Below are 18,981 nucleotides of genomic sequence, written 5' to 3'. Positions count from 1 at the left end.
GCATTGCCGTCAGGCCCGCGAGGACCGCGAGGCCTTCTCCGCAGCATCGCCGGCCTCGCGGTCGAGCAGCGCGCGTTTGCGCTGGGCGCCCCAGGCATAGCCCGACAGGGCGCCATCCTTCCTGATCACACGGTGGCAAGGGATGGCGACCGCAAGGGCGTTGGCGGCACAGGCGGCGGCGACGGCGCGGGTTGCGTTCGGCGCGCCGATACGGCCGGCGATCTCGGCATAGGAAACCGTGCGGCCAGCCGGGATGTCCCGCAAGGCCTGCCAGACGCGCTGCTGGAACGCGGTGCCGCGCACGTCGAGCGGCAGGTCGAGACCGAGCGCCGGCGCCTCGACGAGGCCAACGACGCGGGCCACCAGCGCCTCGTAGTCGCTGTCGCCACCGACCAGCCGCGCCTTGGGGAAACGGTCCTGCAGGTCGCGCACCAGCGCGTCGGGGTCCTGGCCGAGCAGGATCGAGGCGACGCCTTTCCGGCTCGATGCGACCAGGATGGTGCCGAGCGAGGTTTCGCCGACGGCGAAGCGGATCTCTTCGTTGGCGCCGCCGGCGCGATAGCGCGTCGGCGTCATGCCGAGCATGCCGGTCGATTTCTCGTAGAAGCGCCCGCTCGAATTGAAGCCCGCATCGTAGATCGCCGATGTCACGCTGACGCCGTCTTCCAGGCCCTGGCGGACCCGGGCGGCACGCCGGGCCGCTGCATAATCCTTCGGCGTCAGCCCGGTGACCGCCTTGAAAACGCGGTGGAAATAGCCGGGGCTGCGGCCGGCGGCATCGGCCAGTTCGATCAGCGACGGTTCAACCTCGCTCTGCTCAATCCTGCGGCAGGCGTCGGCGATCATCGCGGCGTTGGCGGCCTCGAGCGAAGGGCCTTCCGGATTGCAGCGCCGGCATGGGCGAAAGCCTGTCGCCCTCGCCGCCTGTAAAGTGTCGTGCAACTGGACATTGGCTGGGTTGGCGCGCCGCGACGGACAGGAGGGCCGGCAATAAACCCCCGTCGTCGCCACCGAATACCAGAATGCGCCGTCGGCCGACTTGTCGCGGGCGACAATGCGCGCCCAGCGTGGATCGTCGGCCAGCAGCGGCGCGGGTTGCAGATGTTTGGCCAGAGCGATGAACATGGCTGGCATTGAAGCCGCCAGAAGCCAGCCCCGCCACCCGTTTCCTGCCAACTGTCAGGAGGCGCACGCGTGATTGGAACCGGGATGTTGCATGTGAGCGCAGCCGAGACGCCTGCACAGACGGGACCGGCTGCTACGCCGCGCGTTTGGGTTCCACCGCGAACGGGCTGAGCCCCAGCCAGGCCTGCATCTTCCTGCCGATGGCCTGGTCGCCGGTCAGGACGACCTTCGGGCCGGCCTTCTCGACGGTGAGCACTCCCATCCAGATCGCCGTCATCGTGTGCAGGTCGGTCGAGACATAGAGGTCGACGTCGAAGCCCGGATCATACCAGCACAGATCGACTTCGCCGTGCTTTTCGACGATCAGCCACCAGGAGCGTTTGGAGGCGGGGAGTTCCTGATACAGAAATTGTATCACCGTTCGTCCTTCCGGCAGCGGCGAGGGGTTCAAATTGCGCCGCATGTCCCACATCAGCAGCGACGGATCGAGGTTCTTGAGGGACAGGCGGGACTCGACCCATTTCTGCCCCCAGAAGCCCATCGCCTCGACGACCGGGCGCAAATCGCGGCCGGCTTCCGTCAGCCGATAGTCGAAAATTCCTTTTTCTCCCGGGACCTCCTTGCGCTCGACGATCCCCGCCAGCTCGAGCTCCTTAAGCCGTTGCGACAGAAGGGTCGGCGACATTTTGGGCACGCCGCGGCGCAAGTCGTTGAAACGGGTCGAACCGGCCACAAGCTCACGCATCAGCACCATCGTCCAGCGGGTGCACAGCACCTCGGCGGCCATCGATAGCGGGCAGAACTGTTTGTATCCGTGTTGGGTCATGACCGTGCCTCTCCCTAGAACCTGCGGGCAACATTAGTCCTTCGTGATTGAAGCGGCGAGTACAGAAACTGTACCGGCCTAGTACAGATCGCGGACTGGTCGGCTCGGGTCCCGCCATGCGAGCCCTCTGGACGGTTGCACGGGATATCCCTGTGCGCCGCAACCAGGAGACGACAATGACTGCTTACGTTATCGCCGACATCAAGACGAAGGACCCGAAATGGGTGCCGGCCTATGCCGCCTCGGTGCACGACCTCGTCCACAAGCATGGCGGCAAATATCTGTCGCGCAGCGGCAATGTGAAGACGCTCGAAGGCAAGCCGCTCGACACCACGCTGATCGCCCTGATGGCGTTCCCGTCGGAAGCAGCGGCGCGCGCCTTCACCACCGATCCGGCCTACGCGCCCTTCGTTTCGGCCCGCCAGGGCGGCAGCGACAGCCGTTTCCAGCTGATCGACGACACCGATCTGGCCGGAACGATCCCGTATCTGCCGAAGGGATGATCTCTCCCGGCATTCCTTGCACCGTATCCGGGATCACCAAGCAACAACAGCCACGGCGCTTGCCTGCCGGGCCTCCGTATTTTCGGCGGCCGGCCCGCTGTGCTTTTTCAAGAAGAATGGAACAAACATGATACGCGATTTTCGCAACGGGCTTTTCGTGGCAGGGGCCATTCTGGCCGCCTGCACCACCTTTGCCCAGGCGCATCAGGAGGCGGCTGAAACCACGTCCGGTGCCAATCCGCTGGCCGAAAAGGTGCGGGCCGCCAACAGCCGGTTTCTCGATGTCAACGCCGCGACGGCGGAAGGCTATGCGCCCATTCCCTGCGCCAGCGGCATCACCGGCGGCGCCATGGGCATCCACTATGTCAATGGCGGGTACCTGAAGGACGACAAGATCGACATCGCCCGTCCCGAAGCGGTGATGTACGAGCCGATGACCGACGGCACCCTGACGCTGGTGGCGGTCGAATACATCACCTCGAAGGGGCCGGCGTCGCTCGAGGGACAGCTGTTCAACTTCAACAGCGCGCCCAACCGCTATGGCCTGGGTGAGTTCTACGAACTGCATGTCTGGGCCTGGAAAGGCAACCCGACCGGCACGTTCGCCGACATGAACCCGAAAGTGTCGTGCGAACACGCGATGGCGCCGAGCCAGTAAGCGGCATAGCCAGGCGGCGGCAATGCCGCCTGGCCCCCACCTCGGTTCTGCGTGAGATTTCTCAGGCGGGCTTGATGAGGCCGAGCTGGGTAAGGGCGGTGACGCCGTCGTCGAGACCGATTTCCTCGACGATCCTGCCGTCGATCACCTTGAGCACCGTGGTGCCGGTGAAGCGCATCGTGCGGCCGGTGGCGGCGGGCAGCGAACCGATGAGAAAATCGCCGAAGGCCGGGCCGGTATGCGTGCCGCCGCCCTCCCATTGGCCGACGACATAGTCGCCCTCGGCGATGAGATCGGCGGTGGCCCAGAAGTTGAGATCCGGGAAGGCTGCGCGAAAATCGGTCATGAAGGCCTTGATGTCGTCGCGCCCGCGGCGCGGCTCGTGCAGCGAGTATTTGAGCAGCATATCGGGGGCCGCGACGGCGTCGACGACGGAGAGGTCGCAGGTTTCACCCCAGAAGTCGGTGAACCATCTGATGACGACGGCCTTGTTGTCTTCCTGCTTGGTCATTGGGAGGTCCTTTTCCTGTCTTGCTTCGTGATCACCGGACTGGCTGGTGAACACGCCCATTCCTATGACCAATCGAGCCGGGCCAAACTCCGGTTCTTGCCGGCCAATCGAAAGGCTGATGCCAAGACTGTCGCTAGGAGCGTGGACATCCCCCCTCCGCGGCCCGGTAACGGTTTCTTTTCTGGTTTTGCCGCAGATTGCCGCGGGTGGAGCGGGCAAAACGGACGAATGGCGGGTCAGGATAAGAAAAGTCGCAGCGGAGCGTTCTGGGCCAAGGCCTTGGAGCGCGCCCATCTTGGCGTCTGGGACTGGGATCTCAGCACGGGGGACTGCTTCTATTCGGCGACCTGGGCCCGGATGCTGGGTTACGAGGACGGCGAACTCGCCAATACCAGTGACCTGTGGCTGCAGCTTACCCATCCCGACGACCGGGAACGGGCGCAGGCCAGCGGCGACCGCCACATTGCCGGGCTGACCGACGCCATCGAGACCGAACTCAGGCTCAAGCACAAGCAGGGCCACTGGGTTTGGGTGCTCGACCGAGGCGGCATCGTCGAGAGCGACGCCGACGGGAAGCCGCTCAGGCTGATGGGCGTGCAGACCGACATCTCCAAGCAGAAGGCGGCCGAAGCCGCGCTCGAACAGGTCAATATCCGCTTTCGCCTGGCGCTCGCCGCCAGCGGCACCGGCATCTGGCACTACGACATCGCTACCAACAAGAGCTATTGGGACGCGCGCACAAGAGAGATATTCGGCCTCGTCGCAGTGACCGACGAGGTGACGGCCGATCTCTGGCACAGCTACCTGCATCCCGACGATAAGGACGCCGCCGAACGCGCCCACAGGGTGCCATTGGGAACCGACGGCGTCATCGCCGCGCAGTACCGCATTATCAAGCGCGACGGCCAGATCCGCCATGTCGAATCGCTGCTGCGCTTCATCGCCGCCGCCGGTGCCACCGGCCAGGTGCTGGGGACCGTGCGCGACATCACCGAGGACAAGCTGCGCGAACAGGAGCTTGCCTTCGCCGCCCGCCACGACGCGCTGACCGGCCTTTGGAACCGCGCCGCCTTCGACCGTCTGCTCGCCCACCATATCGCCACGGCCGTGCCGCTGGCGGTGTTCTATGTCGACCTCGACTACTTCAAGGCCCTCAACGATTTCGCCGGCCATGCCGCGGGCGATCTGGCGCTGAAGAGCGTCGCGGCGGGTATCGGCCGCTGCCTGCCGCCATCGGCGCATGCGGCGCGGCTCGGCGGCGACGAGTTCGCCCTGATGGTGCCCGATTGCGACGCCGTGCAAGCCGAAGGTCTGGCCGGCGCCATCCTGGCGGCCGTGCGCGACGCCGATCTCGGCCTTGCCGCGACGTCGCGCCGGCTGGCGGCCAGCATCGGCATCACCGTCGTCCGCGACCGTGCCACCACGGTTGCCGACGCGCTGGCCTGCGCCGACGATGCCTGCTACGCGGCCAAGGCCGCCGGGCGCGATCGCTTCGCGCTGTTTTCGACCGATGCCGTCTCCGGTTCGGCCGGCCTCAACGCGGCGCGGCTCGCCGCCGACACGGTCGACGCCATGGATGACGGCAGGCTGAAATTGTTCGGCCAACAGATTCACCGGCTGGGCAGGCCCTGGGAAGAGAGCCGCCATGTCGAGGTGCTGGCGCGGCTTGCCGGACAGGGCGGCCGGTTGATCCCGCCCGGCGAGTTCATTCCGGCGGCGGAGCGCTTCGGCGTTGCCGCGCGGCTCGACCGCTGGATCATCCGCACCGCCCTGTCTCGGCACGGCGCGGCGATGAAGTCCGGCGCGATCACGCTCGGCTTCAACCTGTCGGCGCAGACGCTGAGCGATCCGGGACTATGGGACTTTGTCGACCGGGTCATCGAGGAAACCGGGACGCCGCATTCCGGCATCGGCTTCGAGATCACCGAAACCGCCGCCGTCACCAATTTCGACGCCGCCGAGGCATTCGTGCGCAAGGCGCGCGAGCGGCGCTGCCGGGTCAGCCTCGACGATTTCGGCGCCGGCATGAGTTCGTTCGAATATCTCAGGCGCTTTCCGGTCGACGCCATCAAGATCGACGGCTCCTTCATCGAGCACGTCACCGAAAGCCGCTTCGACCGCGAGATCGTGCTGGCCATCACCAGCATTGCCCGCAGCCTCGGCTGCGCCGTGGTGGGCGAGAAGATCGAGCGGCAGGACACGGTAGCCATGCTGGCCGATATGGGCGTCGAGTTCGGTCAGGGTTTTCTGCTGCACCGGCCCGAACCGCTGGAGCGGGTCGTGGCGCAATCGGCGCGAATGGCCGGTGCCGCGTCGAGACGCAAGGCGTCCTGAGAGATCAAATGCATGTCGCTCCAAAAGCGGCCCGGAGCGACATGCGTCAAGACGAAGATTTGATCCGCGCGGGCTGAACAACGCCACGCGTGCTGTTCAGCCGAGTCGGCGCACCGATGCTCGCGGAAATTCCAGCACCCCGGGTTCCGGCTTCCTGTGTTGTGCTTCCGCTACCATCTCGATCAACAGGTCGAGGGCCTCGCATGTGGCGCGGCTCGTCTCGTCATTGCCGCGCAGATAGTGGTAGGCGCGTTCGAGATGGAGACGGGCGGCTGAAAAATCGCTGGTCAATGGTTCCCTCCATGATCCCGCCCTGATGGATATTGGCCTGCCTGGCGCAAGGTGGGGTAAATATCCACAGGCGCCTTTTATTCAAATGCCGGCGAACGCCGTGCTGCTGGCGGCGCCATCGTGTCAGGTGTGACGGCCCTGCCGGCTTTGCGCGGTTTGGCGGCTTGTCTAGACTGCGCTCTTTTGCCCGAGGTGAAATCGATGATCGTCCAAGCCTGCATCAACGGCGCGCGTTCGCGCGATTTCCATCCCAGGCTACCGCTGACGGCACAGGCAATGGCCGGCGATGCGGCTTCCTGCGTCGCCGCGGGTGCCGCCGAACTGCACATCCATCCGCGCGGCGCCGGCGGGCGCGAAAGCCTGGCGGCGGTGGATGCGACGGTCCTTGCCGTGCGCCAGGCCTGTCCGGGCACATTGATCGGCGTGTCGACCGGCGCCTGGATCGAGAACGATGTGGCGCGCACCCGCGCGGCGATCGCCGCCTGGCGGGAACTGCCCGACTATGCCTCGGTCAATCTTTCAGAAACCGACGCGCCCGCCGTGATGGAGTTGTTGCGCAAGCAGGGCATCGGCATCGAGGCGGGGCTGGCCACGACGGAAGATGCCGAGCGCTTCGTGGCGCTCGCCGATCACGGCCGCGTACTGCGCATCCTGATCGAGATCGACATACCGGACCTGCCTGCAGCCCTCGACGAGGCGCACGGCATCGCCGCCATTCTCGAACGCGCAGGCGTGCGGCGGCAGATCCTGCTGCACGGCGTCGACGGCACGGTCTGGCCGTTCGTGGACCTTGCGCGGCAAAAGCGCTGGTCGACACGGGTCGGGCTGGAGGACGGCAAAACACTCGCCGATGGAACGGTGGCGAGGGACAATGCCGAGATCGTGGCCGCGACTGCCGCGAATTTCACTCCACGAGTATGAGCTGAACCTTGTCGGGCCGCGCGCCGGCGAACTCGGCGATGCCATTCGCTCGGGCAAGGCGATTGAGGAACAGCTGAAATAAGGCCACATTTGCGGGCGAGGGGAGATGTCCAACCGTTTCGGAGCTCTCGCATGTCGCTGTCCGGCACGACAACCCGCTATGGGCGCCTCGCCCAGGCATTGCATTGGCTGACGGCATTGCTGGTGCTCATTGCCTTCCTGGTCTCGGCGGGCGGTCCGCCGGAGCGGGTCTATTCAGCGGCCAGGGCGTCGACGCTGCTGCTGCACGAGTCGCTCGGCTTCACCGTTTTCTGCTTGCTGATCGTTCGCCTGATCTGGCGCCGGTTCGACCGCATTCCCGATGCCCCGGCCATGCCGGCCTGGATGGAGATCGCCTCGAAGGCAACGCATTGGGCGCTTTATGCGCTGCTGTTCGCCGTTCCGGCGACAGCCATGGTCGGCGCCTTGTTCGGCGGCCACCCGGTCACTGTCTATGGGCTGGGAGCGATCGGTCCGTTTTCCGGCAACTGGGGCGCGCCGCTGGCGGAGATTCATGGCACGCTCGGCGACGTCATGATGTGGATCGCCGGCCTGCACGCGGCCGCCGCCATCTTCCACCATTTCTTCCTTCGCGACCGGGTGCTGAGCCAGATGCTGCCGGGCCTGCCCGATCCATCGTCGCGGCAGGGCGGCTGAACGCGGTCAGTCGAGAATGATGCGGATCGCCCGATCGACGACCGGGTGCAGGCCGCTCGCCTGGAAGGAGAGGCGATTGCCGGAGCCGACATTGCTGGTCATGGCGATGGTGAGGTCCGTCTCGGGATCGTGCAGCATGACGGCGACATAGCCCGGAATGCTGCCCTGGTGCCCGTAGAAGGCGCGGTCCGCATAGGTGCTCTGGAACATGCCCGCGCCCGTCTCGCGCATGCGGGTGCCGGGGAAACTCGCCGGCACGCGGTGTTCGAACATCTCGGCGAAGAAGGGCGGTGACAACAGTCCGCCGGAGAACAGGCCGCGCATGAAGCCCACCATGTCTGACGGCGTCGACACCATGTCGCCGCAACCATAGGCGGCGCCGAAGGGGAAGGAGTCGGAGGAATCCTGCAGTTCATTGGAGTAAGGCAGCACGCCGTCCATGCGCCACATCTCGCCGCCCGAGGCGATATCGGTGGGCGCGTTCGGCGCTGGCGGCGGCCGGTGGTAATAGCCGCGCACCATCGATTTATCGGGGAAGGCCTCGGTCGCCGGCGACCAGGTGTTGTTCAGGCCGAGTGGCTCAAGGACCGCGCTTCTGACATAGGCGCCCAGCTTCTGGCCGGTGACGGCCTCGATCACCATGCCGGCCAGGACATAGCCGGTGTTGTTGTAGACGGCCGGTCCGCCCGGTGGCTTCTGTTTGTCGGAGGCGAAGGCGATGTCGACCAGCTGTTGCGGCGTCCATTGCCGGCTCGGGTCCATTGGAATGTAATATTCGAATTCCGGCAGGCCGCTGCGATGGTTGACCAGCTGGCGTACCGAAATGGTTTTGGCGCCAGGCAGGTCCGGGAACCAGGAGGCGATCGGCGCGCCAAGGTCGAGCTTGCCGGTCTCGGCGAGCTTGACCAGGGCCGCGGCGACGAAGGTCTTGGTGCAGCTGCCGATCTTGAACAGCTGGTCCGACGTGACGGGCGTGCCCTGCGCGCGATCGGCGAGGCCTGATGTGAGCGCGGTTGGTGTGGTGTCACCCCTGGCATAGGCGAGCGACGCACCCACCGCGCCATCGGCGATGTAGGTGGCGAGAAGAGCGTTCAGGTCTTTTGGCATGGTGGTCTCGCTTTGTGGATCGCGGGATCTTCGCAAAATCGGCCGCGTCGGGGCCGGATGAGGGGGACACCCAGCGTGACAAGCCTCACTCCGCAATATCGACGGCGGCGAAATTCTGCCGGCCGAAGGGGTCGAGCACGTAATTCAGCACGCTCTTGCGGATCGGGATCGCCACCATCGAATGGGCGATCGGCGCCACAGGCACCTCGGCCTTCAGGATGGCCTGCGCCTTTCCATAGATCGCGGCGCGCTCCTTCGGGTCGGCGGCAACGCGGCCCTCGTCGAGCAGCTTCTCGAAATGCTTGTCGCACCAGCGCGAGCGGTTGGAGCCGCCCTTCACGCCGTCGCAGGAGAGCAGATAGCTCAGCATGTTGTCGGGATCGCCATTGTCGCTGCTGCCGCCGAGCAGGAAGGCGTCCTGTTCGCCCGCCGCGGTGCGCTTGAGGTATTCGCCCCATTCGAAGCTGACGATCTCCGTGTGCACGCCGATCTTCGCCCAGTCGGCCTGGATCATCTCGGCCATGCGCTTGGCGTTGGGGTTGTAGGGGCGCGACACCGGCATCGCCCACAGGCTGATCTTGAGGCCGCTTTCGTGGCCCGCGTCCTTGAGCAGTTTCTTGGCGCCATCGGGATCGTAGTCGATGCCGGCATCGGTGACGGCGCCGAGCTGCGCCGGCGGCACGACGCTGCCGGCCACCGTGCCGGCGCCGGCGTAGACCGCATCGACGATCGCCTTGCGGTCGACGGCCTTGGCCAGTGCCGTGCGCACGCGCACGTCGCCCAGCGGCTGGTGCTCGACATTGAAGCCGAGGATGCCGATGTTCTGGCCCTTGAGATCGAGAACCGTGATGTCGGGATCGCTGCGCAGGTCGGCGACAGCACTTGGCGGCGGCGGCGCGGCGACCTGGCATTCATTGGCCTTGATGCGCTCGACGCGGGTGGTCGGCTCGGGCGTGACGGCGAAGACCAGCGTGTCGATCTTCGGCGCGCCGCGCCAGTAATCCTTGTTTGCGGCATAACGGACCTGGCTGTCGGGCACATAGGCCTCAAGCACGAACGGTCCGGTGCCGACCGGCATGCTGTCGATCAGCTCCGGCGTGCCGGCCGCGACCATCTTTTCGGTCTGCTCCAGCGACAGGATGGAGAGATAGTCGAGTGCCAGCCCGGCCAGGAATGTGACGTTGGGAGCCGTCAGCGTGAAGCGCACGGTGTAGTCGTCGACCTTGTCTATTCTGTCGATCAGCGTGCCCATGCCCAGCGCGTTGAAGTACTCGTAAGAGCCGCCGCCAAGCTTGTGATAGGGATTGTTGGCGTCGCGCTGGCGGTTGAAGGTGTAGAGCACGTCGTCCGCGTCGAAGTCGCGCGTGGGCGAAAAATGCTCGTTCGACTGAAACTTCACGCCGTGCCTGAGATGGAAAGTGTAGGCCTTGCCATCCGACGAGACATCCCAGCTTTCGGCGAGCGCCGGGCCGACCTCGGTGGTGCCCGGCTTGAACTCGACCAGCCGGTTGAAGATCGTCTTGGCGGCGGCGTCCATGGTGGAATCGGCGATGCCGATCGCCGGGTTGAAGGTCTCGGGATTGGCTTCCGAGCAATAGACCAGCGTCTTGGCGTAGGCCTGTCCGCCGAGAAGGACGGATGAGGCCAGAACGGACGTGGCCAGGAGGGACGTGGCCAGAAGGGACGGGGCAAGCACCGCGCGCAGAGATTTCATCGCAAACGCTCCTGATGACACTTCGGGGTTGAGGGAAGGAACTTCATGGCGTCGTCGCCGGGGTAAGGAAGCGATCGGGCGCCAGCGCCCCAGCGGTGACGCCGAGTGCGGTGACGTCGTCGGGCAGGGGCTCGCCGCGCATCAGCGCCGCGCTCAGCCTGGCCAGCGTCAGCGACACCTGAAAACCGTAGCCACCTTGGCCGCCGAGCCAGAAGAAGCCGGGCAGGCGCGGGTCGAAGCCGGCGACCGGCGTGCGGTCGGGAGCGAAGGTACGCAGGCCCGCCCACGGCGTCGACGGGCGGCCGATGCGCATAGACGTCGCCTGTTCGATGCGGTCGACGGCGATGGCGACGTCGATATCCTCGGGATACGCATCGCAAGGCTCGGAATCCGTCTCGTCGGCGAGCGAACCGATCAATCTGCCGGCATCGGGCTTGAAGTAGAACTGCTCGTGCAGGTCGACCACCAGCGGCCAGCCGGCGATGTCCAACCCGGCGGGCGGATCGAACAGGAAGGCGGTGCGCCGTTTCGGCTGGAAGCCGAGGCCCGGGAGTCTCACCATGCCGGCGACGACATCGACCCAGGCGCCGGCGGCGTTGACGATGATGTCAGCCGAGTAGACGCCGGCGCTTGTTTCAACCCTAAAAGCGCTGCCGTCGCGTGAGATGGCGCGGACCTCCTCGCCGGTGCGGATGGTGCCGCCGCCGGCTTTGAGCTTGGACGCGCAGGTCGCAAGCATCTTGTCCGTGTCGACATCCACCGCGTCCGGCTCATAGACGCCGCCGCATGTGGCTTGCTGGGCAATGACCGGAACCAGCGCGTGGAGCTCGGCCGCCGAGAGGCGGCGCACTGATGGCACCAGCGCCTGCAAATCACGAGCCAGCTTGTCGATGGCGGCATCGTCACCGGTCCATCCGACATGCAGCGCGCCACGCCGGTGGGCGACGAAACCGCCCTCGACGATTGCCTGCCGGCTGGCCAGCGTCAGCCCGCGCACGAGGCGGTTGCCGTAGGTCTCGGTGAACAGAGCGGCGGAGCGTCCGCTGGCGTGGTAGCCGAGATGCGGCTCGCGCTCGATGACGGTGACGTCGGCCCAGGCCGCCACCTCGGCGGCAAGTGAGAGGCCGGCAATGCCGCCGCCGATGACGACAATCTTTTGGAAGGACTTTGACTGCATTCATCAGTCGTAAAAATATTTTCGTATCCAGTCAATATTTAGCGTATAAGAAAATTTCGGTGTTGTTGATGGCTTCGGGGAGTTCGACTACCTAGGGTGGAGCGGCGCGATCCCGCGCCTTGGAGCTGGCAATGTCGGAGCAACCCAATCTCGGTGATTGTCTGCGGGCTTTGAGAAAAACCCATGGCTGGACCTTGCAGGAGGTCAGCGCGCTCACCGGCGTCGCGGTGTCGACGCTGTCCAAGGTCGAGAACGACCAGATGTCGCTGACCTACGACAAGCTGCTGCAGATCTGCGAGGGGCTCGGCATCCATGTGACGGAACTGCTCAGCGGCGACCGCAAGCAGCCGGCAGCGCGCACCCGCCGTTCGGTCACCTCGCAGTCCAACACGCTGCGCCAGCTGACCCGAAATTATGACTACCGGTATCTCGCCACCGACCTGGTGCGCAAGCGCATGGTGCCGATCCACGCCTATGCGCGCGCCCGCACGCCGCAAGAATTCGGCCCGCTGACCAGGCATGCCGGCGAGGAATTCCTGATCGTGCTCAAGGGCGAGATCGAACTGCATACCGACCAGTACGCGCCGGTGCGGCTGAAAGCGGGCGAGAGCGTCTACATCGATTCCACCATGGGCCACGCCTATCTGTCGGTGGGTGAGGGCGACGCCGAGATGCTGTGCGTCTGCTCCGGCGACGAGCCCGACATGGAAGGCACGCTGCTGAGCGAGCTGGAGACGGTTGAAGGATAGGGCGCAGCTCACCGCGCAAGTTTTCTGCAGCTCGATTCAGGCTTTCTCGTTCGAACTGCGCGGCGAAACCGGCTATAGGACCGCTGAAACCGTAGCTCCCGCCAATCTGAAAAGGAAATCCGATGAGTGTAGAAAAGACAGCCGTCATCGTGGCCGGCGGCAGCGGCATGGGGGCGGCGGCGGCCAAACGGCTGGCGGCGGATGGTTTCAAGGTCGCCATCCTGTCCTCGTCCGGCAAGGGCGAGGCGCTGGCCAAGGAGCTTGGCGGGCTCGGCGTCACCGGCTCCAACCAGTCGAACGACGATCTGCAGCGGCTCGCCGACCTGACCCTGGAGCGCTATGGCCGCATCGACGTGCTGGTCAACAGCGGCGGCCATGGACCGCGCGCGCCGATCCTGGAGATCACGGACGAGCAGTGGCACACCGGCATGGACGTCTACCTGATGAACGTCATCCGGCCGGTGCGCATCGTGGCGCCGCAGATGGTCAAGCAGAAGGGCGGCGCCATCATCAACATCTCGACGGCCTGGGTAGCAGAACCGAACGCGATGTTCCCGACGTCGGCCGTGTTCCGCGCCGGCCTTGCCGCCTACACCAAGATTTTCGCCAACACCTACGCGGCCGACAATGTGCGCATGAACAACGTGCTGCCCGGCTGGATCGACAGCCTGCCCGCCACCGAAGAGCGCCGCGACAACGTGCCGATGCAGCGCTATGGCACATCAGAGGAGATCGCCGCGACGATCGCGTTTTTGGCGTCGGACGGGGCAGGGTATATTACCGGGCAGAATATCCGCGTGGATGGGGGTGTGATCCGGGCGCTGTGAGAGGCGGCTGGCGGCGATCCCATACCTCTCAGATTAGCCGAAGCCCTCCCTCCCTTCGTCATCCTAGGCGTAGCAAGGAGCGAAGCGACGCCGCGCAGACCCTAGGATCCATGCCGCGACGTGGGCCGAAAAAATACGGCGAACGAGGATAGTCCCCGGACGGGTTGGCGGTTACCGTCAACGCATGACCGGCTATGTTTACATGACCGCGAGCCAGAAGGGCGGCACCATCTACATCGGTGTCACCAACGATCTCGGTCGCCGCATGCCGGAGCACAAATCCGGCGAAGGTTCGCGCTTCACCAGGCGCTACGGTGTGCAGCGGTTGGTCTGGTACGAGGAACATTTCGACATTCGTGACGCCATTCAACGCGAGAAATCGCTGAAGCGCTGGTCGCGACAATGGAAGATCGAACTGATCGAGAAGACCAATCCGGAATGGTTCGAGCTGTTTCGCGGAACAGGTTGGTCGCGGTTTGATGGCGTTTCGTCGGAGGTTGGAGCCAGGTTCGGCACAGTTTTACCCGTCGCAAGCGTCGCGGCATGGATCCTAGGGTCTGCGCCGCGTCGCTTCGCTCCTTGCTCCGCCCTAGGATGACGAAGCGAGGGAGGGCTTCGGCTAATCCCCACGTCAACTAGCGACCCTTACGACGTGGCTTCCCAGTTCACTGCGACCGCTTCGCCGCCTGATCCGCATCCGTCAGCGTCTGCAGAAACGCCACGATGTCGTCGATCTCGGCATCGTCGAGCGCCGGCTTGTCGCCGGGTTTCTTGCCGTCGAAGGGCGGGTCTTGATTCAGGTTCGGCCAGTAAGCCTTTGGTAAATCGTCATATTTGTCGACCGTACCGTAAGCGTTTTTCGGGTACCAGCGGCCGGGGTCGGTGTCGCGGCTGGCGTAGAAGGCCACCGCTTCGCGCAGCGTGTGGAAATATCCGTTGTGGAAGAAGCTCTTGCGCAGCGCCACGTTGCGCAGGCTCGGTGTCTTGAACAGGCCGCAATAGTCGGTGCGGCCACGGAAATCGGTGCGCAGGGGACCGCACAGGCCGAGATCGACATAGGCCGGGTCGGCGTTGGCCGGGATGGCCGGATTGCGCGGCACGGCGATGGCGATGAGGCCGAAATCGGTGAATTGCGGCGGCTCACCGTCATTGGCCGGTTCGCTGAGGTGGCAGGAGGCGCAATTGCCTTTCGCCTCGTCCTCGAACAGGGCGCGGCCATGCAGTTCCCGCGCCGATAGCGTCGCCTTGCCGGCGAGGAAGGCGTCGTAGCGGCTGGAATAGGGGTAGAAGTCGACCGCGCTCTGCTCGAACGTGCCAAGCGCCTCGGCGGCGGCGTCGAAGGCATCGTCCGGGCGGTCGAAGACATCGTTGCCGAAGGTTGCCTTGAACTCATCGGCATAGGCTGACTTGCGCAAGGCGGCGGTGACCGCCACGGCATCCTTGTTTGCCATCTCGAACGGCGAGAGCAGGGGGATTTTCGCCTGGTCCACACCGTGATCGGCGCGGCCGTCCCAGGTCAGACCGCCGGTCGGGCCATTGTCAACGCTCTCGTCGCCCTCGTCCTCGGAATCGTGGAAATGCTCGGTGAAGGCGGGTGCCGCCTCGAGGTAGCGCAGCGACGGCACCGCGCGCACGCCGGACTGGTCGAGGTTCGGGCCGCCCATCTCGACGGGAGATGCCGAGGCCGGACCGAAGGCATGGCGCGGATCGTGGCAGGAGGAACAGGCCTGTTTTCCCGAAGCCGAGAGCGCCGGGTCGAAGAACATCTTTCGCCCCAAGGCAGTCAGCGCCTCGGCCCGTGCGAAGGCTTGCGCACGCGACAGCGGACCGGGATGGACGCCGTCCGGCCCCGCCGTATTCGCGGGCGCGGCAAAGCCAAATGCCGAGATCGCGGCACTCGCGATCACCAGGCTTCTCCATCGTCTCGTCATCATGGGGCACGGTCCGCTTTGGCCCGGAAATAAGAACGCAGTGCAACGGATTGATGACCGGTCCCAGTGCTCAGGAAACCGTGTTCGCCGCGGCGGCGGATGTCACAAAGGTGACAAGGCATCCACGTTAGCTGCCCATGGTTCCCGCGCCATAGCCGCATAAGCCCCATAGCCACAGTCAAGCCACGAGGTCTTTCCATGACGAGGCCCAAGTTCCTCACTTCCTTTTGTCTGGCCGGTTCGGCCTTGTTTCCCCTTGCGGCCGCCAATGCCGCCCCTCCCGGCTTCGACAAGATCGACACCGTCGTCGTCATCTATGCGGAGAACCGTAGCTTCGATAATCTTTATGGCGGCTTCCCCGGCGCCAATGGGCTGGCCAATGTCTCGGCCGACCAGGCGCGCCAGCTCGATCGCGACGGCAAGCCGCTGACCGAACTGCCCCCGGCCTGGGGTGGGCTGACCGGAAAGGGCGTCACGCCCGTGGTGACGGAGGCGCAGACCGCGCATCTGGCCAACGCGGCCTTCGCCATCGACGATCCCAAAGGCTTCAACGAAGGCACCAATGTCATCACCCACGATTTGTGGCACCGTTTCTACCAGGAGCAGATGCAGATCGACGGCGGCAAGAACGATAAATTCGTCGCCTGGGCCGATTCCGGCGGGCTGGTCATGGGCCATTATGACGGCTCGAGCCTGCCGATGTGGCAGGTGGCGAAGAAATATGTGCTGGCCGACAATTTCTTCCAGGGCGCCTTTGGCGGCTCCTTCCTCAACCATTTCCAGCTCGCCTGCGCCTGTACGCCGGTCTATCCGCATGCCGACACGAGTCCGATCAAGGGCCAGATCGCCGTGGTCGAGGCCGACGGAACGACCTTGAAGGTGGCCGACAATTCGCCGCCGTCGGCGCTGGGCGGCGTGCCGAAATTCGTCAATGACGGCGCCATCACGCCCGATTTTTACGCCGTCAACACCATGCAGCCGCCCTATCAGCCGAGCGCCAACAAGCCTGCCGAGGGCGGTGACAAGGCGCTGGCCGATCCGGCCGCTCCCACCACACTGCCGCCGCAGCACGACATCACCATCGGCGATCTCCTGTCGCTGAAGGGGGTCGACTGGGCCTGGTACGCCGGCGCCTGGCAGACGGCGCTCGACGGCAAGAACGCCACGCCGGTGCCGAACTTCCAGTTCCACCACCAGCCGTTCAACTATTTCGCCGCCTACACGCCCGGCACCGCAGCGCGCACCGAGCATCTCAGGGATGGCGGCCTGGATGGCGCCGAGTTCATCAAGGCGATCGACGACGGCAAGCTGCCGCAGGTCGCCTTCTACAAGCCGCAGGGCAATCTCAACGAGCACTCAGGCTATGCCGACGTGACATCGGGCGACCGGCATCTGGCCGACCTCGTCGCGCATCTGGAGAAGAGCCCGCAATGGAGCCACATGCTGGTCGTCATCACCTATGACGAGAATGGCGGCTTCTGGGATCACGTCGCGCCGCCCAAGGCCGACCGCTGGGGCCCGGGCAACCGCATCCCGGCCTTCATCGTCTCGCCCTATGCCAGGATGGGCACGGTCGACCACACGCAATACGATACGACGTCGATCCTGCGCTTCATCACCGCGCGCTACGATCTGCCGGTGCTGACGGGCATCGTCGCCCGCGACAAGGCGCTGGCCGCCAATGGCGAGCCGCCGATGGGGGATTTGTCAGCCGCGCTTAATCTCAGCCGCTAGGGCGGAGCGAACCGCGAATATGCCACCGCGCCGCGAGGCGCGGTGGCTCAGCCGCCATTGACCAGGGCAAGAATGAGCTTTTGCAGATTGCCGCCCTGGCCGAGTTCGATGCGGTCGAAATCGCGGCTTGCCTGCCGCTGCGCCTGCGAAAGGGCGGACAGGCGTTTGGTCATCTCGACCCGGATCTTGCTGCATTTGGGATCGTCGGGAACGGTGAGGCCGACCGTCGCCGCCTCGATCTTGCGCGCCATGTCGACAATGGTCGCGCCATGCACCTTTTCGTGGGCGCTGACGCCTGCGAGGAAAACCTCCCAGTTCTTCTGGATGGCGGACGGCAGCGGCGAGGAGGGGCTGGGCAAGGTGTAGGTGATGATGAGCTTTGGCTTGGCCGAGACCAGCACGCAGGCTCCGGCACGCGGCTGATAATCCCTGGTCCAGGTCAGCTTGAAATTGGTGTGAGCAATGGCGCGGGTAATGCCGACATTCGGCCCGTTCTCGCCAATCGACCGGTAGAGCTCGAGCCCGGACTGGCCTGAAATGGCGTAGGTCTCGACCTTCTCGACAGGCTTCCACTCGGCATGCGCCGCAAGCGGGAAGGCCACCAGGGCGGCGGTCGGAAGATACAGGCGAACACAGGCTCTCAACACTGCTCTCTCCGAGGCGCGCGGCCCTGCCATTCAGGCAACGCTATTCAACGGCTTTTCCTATATGCTGCCGGCGGGCGCTGCAAATGGCCCGGAGGGGGACGTCATGAGAAGAAATCTCGTTGCCGCCGGTGCCTTGGCGGCGGTGCTTGGCTCGCAATCGGCCTTCGCGGCATCCTGCGGCGGCTGGAGCGCCAAGATGGAGGAAGACGAGGGTGGCAGCGTGCTGACCGCTTCGGTCTGCGGCGGGCCCAGGGGCGACGCCTATCTGATGCTCAATTGCTACGACAAACCGGTGCTGAGCTACGATCTGGGCGCCAGCGGCCAACAACTGGAACCGGGCATCAGCGGCGCGTTCGACTTCAAGGCCGACGGCAAGACGGTGACCAAGACGCTGCAGCTGGAGGCGATGTACAATTATTTCGTGGTCGATCTGGAGAAGGGGGACCCGCTGCTCGACCTGTTGCGGTCCAAGGGGGACGTGTCGGTCAGCGCTGCCAAATATGGTTCGATCAGTTTTGCGCTGAAGGGTTCCAGTGGGGCAATCGGCAAGGTGCTGGCGCAGTGCGGCAAGGCGAAGCCCGCGGGCGACGGGGATTGAACCTCGAGAGGTTGCGCCGCCCCTCATTGTCCTGCCGCCCATTGATCCATTCCATCAGCGGCTTGCCGCCAGCGCCGGGCGGCCGTATCTCACGTCCATGACCGACATCCAATTCCGCAAGGCGCAAGCCTCCGACCTGCCAGCCATCGTCGCCATGCTCGCCGACGATCCGCTGGGTGCCGCCCGCGAAGACGCCGTTGGCGCAGGGTTATATCGATGCCTTCAACGCCATCGATACCGATCCCAATCAGCTGCTTGCCGTGGCCGTGGATGGCGCGGAGGTAATCGGCACCCTGCAGATCAGCTTCCTTGCCGGTATTTCGCGCAAGGGCGGCTGGCGCGGGCAGATCGAGGCGGTTCGCGTTGTCAGCGACAGGCGCTCCGACGGCGTCGGCAAGAAGATGTTCGAATGGGCGATCGACGAGTGCCGGGCGCGGGGCTGCGGCCTTGTGCAGCTCACCACCGACAAGGGACGAGCGGATGCGCACCGCTTCTATGAAGGGCTCGGCTTCAGTGCCAGCCATATTGGTTACAAGAAGAGCCTTTAGCGGAAACCCTCGCCGGTTCGGGCCTGGCGGTGACTGGCGTATAGCGGAAGCCCTTCAGGCACTATTCAAATCGCCTGGCAAAGC

Annotated in this window: 18 protein-coding genes and 2 pseudogenes; 11 read left to right on the top strand and 9 right to left on the bottom strand. The window is 65.1% G+C overall.

Annotated features, from left to right (window positions below):
- Positions 1 to 9 precede the first annotated feature (9 nt).
- Together ada and LB554_RS06865 are read right to left on the bottom strand one after the other, a co-directional pair.
- Positions 10 to 1,125 carry a bifunctional DNA-binding transcriptional regulator/O6-methylguanine-DNA methyltransferase Ada gene (gene ada / locus LB554_RS06870; protein ID WP_224584036.1) on the bottom strand — a complete coding sequence of 372 codons (1,116 nt, stop codon included), beginning with the start codon at positions 1,123 to 1,125 and terminating at the stop codon, positions 10 to 12.
- Positions 1,126 to 1,258: 133 nt separating this feature from the next.
- Positions 1,259 to 1,951 (bottom strand): winged helix-turn-helix transcriptional regulator, encoded by a 693-nt coding sequence (locus LB554_RS06865; protein WP_224583741.1) that lies wholly within the window; start codon positions 1,949 to 1,951, stop codon positions 1,259 to 1,261.
- 176 nt (positions 1,952 to 2,127) lie between these two features.
- On the opposite strand from LB554_RS06865, the gene LB554_RS06860 reads away from it, so the two are divergent.
- A complete protein-coding gene (locus LB554_RS06860) occupies positions 2,128 to 2,454 on the top strand; it encodes a DUF1330 domain-containing protein (RefSeq protein ID WP_224583739.1) in 327 nt (108 codons plus the stop codon).
- A 127-nt stretch (positions 2,455 to 2,581) separates the two neighbouring features.
- Entirely contained in the window at positions 2,582 to 3,112 is a 531-nt protein-coding gene (locus tag LB554_RS06855; RefSeq protein ID WP_015316998.1) for a hypothetical protein, read from the top strand.
- Positions 3,113 to 3,173: 61 nt separating this feature from the next.
- On the opposite strand, the gene LB554_RS06850 is transcribed toward LB554_RS06855, so the two are convergent.
- Positions 3,174 to 3,623: an ester cyclase gene (locus LB554_RS06850; protein ID WP_140618033.1), complete on the bottom strand. Its 450-nt coding sequence runs from the start codon at positions 3,621 to 3,623 to the stop codon at positions 3,174 to 3,176.
- 228 nt (positions 3,624 to 3,851) lie between these two features.
- Between LB554_RS06850 and LB554_RS06845 the strand changes: the two genes are divergently transcribed.
- Positions 3,852 to 5,957 carry an EAL domain-containing protein gene (locus LB554_RS06845; RefSeq protein WP_224583737.1) on the top strand — a complete coding sequence of 702 codons (2,106 nt, stop codon included), beginning with the start codon at positions 3,852 to 3,854 and terminating at the stop codon, positions 5,955 to 5,957.
- Between the two features lie 96 nt (positions 5,958 to 6,053).
- Here LB554_RS06845 and LB554_RS06840 read toward each other — a convergent pair whose 3' ends face one another.
- Positions 6,054 to 6,248, bottom strand: coding sequence for a hypothetical protein (locus LB554_RS06840; protein WP_181173006.1), 195 nt, complete (start codon positions 6,246 to 6,248; stop codon positions 6,054 to 6,056).
- Between the two features lie 201 nt (positions 6,249 to 6,449).
- Between LB554_RS06840 and LB554_RS06835 the strand changes: the two genes are divergently transcribed.
- Positions 6,450 to 7,169 (top strand): 3-keto-5-aminohexanoate cleavage protein, encoded by a 720-nt coding sequence (locus LB554_RS06835; RefSeq protein ID WP_224583728.1) that lies wholly within the window; start codon positions 6,450 to 6,452, stop codon positions 7,167 to 7,169.
- 132 nt (positions 7,170 to 7,301) lie between these two features.
- Positions 7,302 to 7,865: a cytochrome b gene (locus LB554_RS06830; RefSeq protein ID WP_224583726.1), complete on the top strand. Its 564-nt coding sequence runs from the start codon at positions 7,302 to 7,304 to the stop codon at positions 7,863 to 7,865.
- 6 nt (positions 7,866 to 7,871) lie between these two features.
- Here the strand turns inward: LB554_RS06830 and LB554_RS06825 are convergent, their stop codons facing one another.
- From LB554_RS06825 to LB554_RS06815, 3 genes are all read right to left on the bottom strand, one after another.
- Positions 7,872 to 8,972 carry a serine hydrolase domain-containing protein gene (locus tag LB554_RS06825; RefSeq protein ID WP_224583725.1) on the bottom strand — a complete coding sequence of 367 codons (1,101 nt, stop codon included), beginning with the start codon at positions 8,970 to 8,972 and terminating at the stop codon, positions 7,872 to 7,874.
- An 85-nt stretch (positions 8,973 to 9,057) separates the two neighbouring features.
- On the bottom strand, positions 9,058 to 10,686 hold the full coding sequence (locus LB554_RS06820; RefSeq protein WP_224583723.1) for an ABC transporter substrate-binding protein: 1,629 nt from the start codon (positions 10,684 to 10,686) through the stop codon (positions 9,058 to 9,060).
- Between the two features lie 43 nt (positions 10,687 to 10,729).
- Positions 10,730 to 11,863: an NAD(P)/FAD-dependent oxidoreductase gene (locus tag LB554_RS06815; RefSeq protein WP_224583721.1), complete on the bottom strand. Its 1,134-nt coding sequence runs from the start codon at positions 11,861 to 11,863 to the stop codon at positions 10,730 to 10,732.
- Positions 11,864 to 11,994: 131 nt separating this feature from the next.
- Here LB554_RS06815 and LB554_RS06810 point away from each other — a divergent pair, with 131 nt between their 5' ends.
- The 3 genes and pseudogenes from LB554_RS06810 to LB554_RS06800 all read left to right on the top strand — a co-directional run.
- The gene (locus LB554_RS06810) at positions 11,995 to 12,612 is read left to right on the top strand and encodes a helix-turn-helix domain-containing protein (RefSeq protein WP_015317007.1); all 618 of its coding nucleotides are present in this window, start codon (positions 11,995 to 11,997) and stop codon (positions 12,610 to 12,612) included.
- A 122-nt stretch (positions 12,613 to 12,734) separates the two neighbouring features.
- Positions 12,735 to 13,439: an SDR family oxidoreductase gene (locus LB554_RS06805; RefSeq protein ID WP_141906984.1), complete on the top strand. Its 705-nt coding sequence runs from the start codon at positions 12,735 to 12,737 to the stop codon at positions 13,437 to 13,439.
- Positions 13,440 to 13,623: 184 nt separating this feature from the next.
- Positions 13,624 to 13,908 (top strand): annotated as a pseudogene (locus LB554_RS06800) (GIY-YIG nuclease family protein); the annotation flags it as partial.
- Between the two features lie 196 nt (positions 13,909 to 14,104).
- Here the strand turns inward: LB554_RS06800 and LB554_RS06795 are convergent.
- Entirely contained in the window at positions 14,105 to 15,373 is a 1,269-nt protein-coding gene (locus LB554_RS06795) for a cytochrome-c peroxidase (RefSeq protein ID WP_224583719.1), read from the bottom strand.
- Between the two features lie 195 nt (positions 15,374 to 15,568).
- Here LB554_RS06795 and LB554_RS06790 point away from each other — a divergent pair, with 195 nt between their 5' ends.
- Complete coding sequence (locus LB554_RS06790) at positions 15,569 to 17,104, top strand: acid phosphatase (RefSeq protein WP_224583717.1); 1,536 nt, start codon at positions 15,569 to 15,571, stop codon at positions 17,102 to 17,104.
- Positions 17,105 to 17,151: 47 nt separating this feature from the next.
- On the opposite strand, the gene LB554_RS06785 is transcribed toward LB554_RS06790, so the two are convergent.
- Positions 17,152 to 17,748 carry a DUF922 domain-containing Zn-dependent protease gene (locus LB554_RS06785; protein WP_041163408.1) on the bottom strand — a complete coding sequence of 199 codons (597 nt, stop codon included), beginning with the start codon at positions 17,746 to 17,748 and terminating at the stop codon, positions 17,152 to 17,154.
- A gap of 106 nt (positions 17,749 to 17,854) precedes the next feature.
- Here LB554_RS06785 and LB554_RS06780 point away from each other — a divergent pair, with 106 nt between their 5' ends.
- Both LB554_RS06780 and LB554_RS06775 read left to right on the top strand, forming a co-directional pair.
- Entirely contained in the window at positions 17,855 to 18,349 is a 495-nt protein-coding gene (locus LB554_RS06780; RefSeq protein ID WP_224583715.1) for a hypothetical protein, read from the top strand.
- Between the two features lie 97 nt (positions 18,350 to 18,446).
- Positions 18,447 to 18,897, top strand: a pseudogene (locus LB554_RS06775) (N-acetyltransferase family protein).
- Positions 18,898 to 18,981 lie beyond the last annotated feature (84 nt).

The organism is Mesorhizobium sp. CO1-1-11, assembly GCF_020164995.1.
Classification (GTDB): Bacteria; Pseudomonadota; Alphaproteobacteria; order Rhizobiales; family Rhizobiaceae; genus Mesorhizobium; species Mesorhizobium australicum.
Note: the sequence above shows the minus strand (reverse complement) of the source record. Positions and strands in the feature narration are given on the sequence as shown.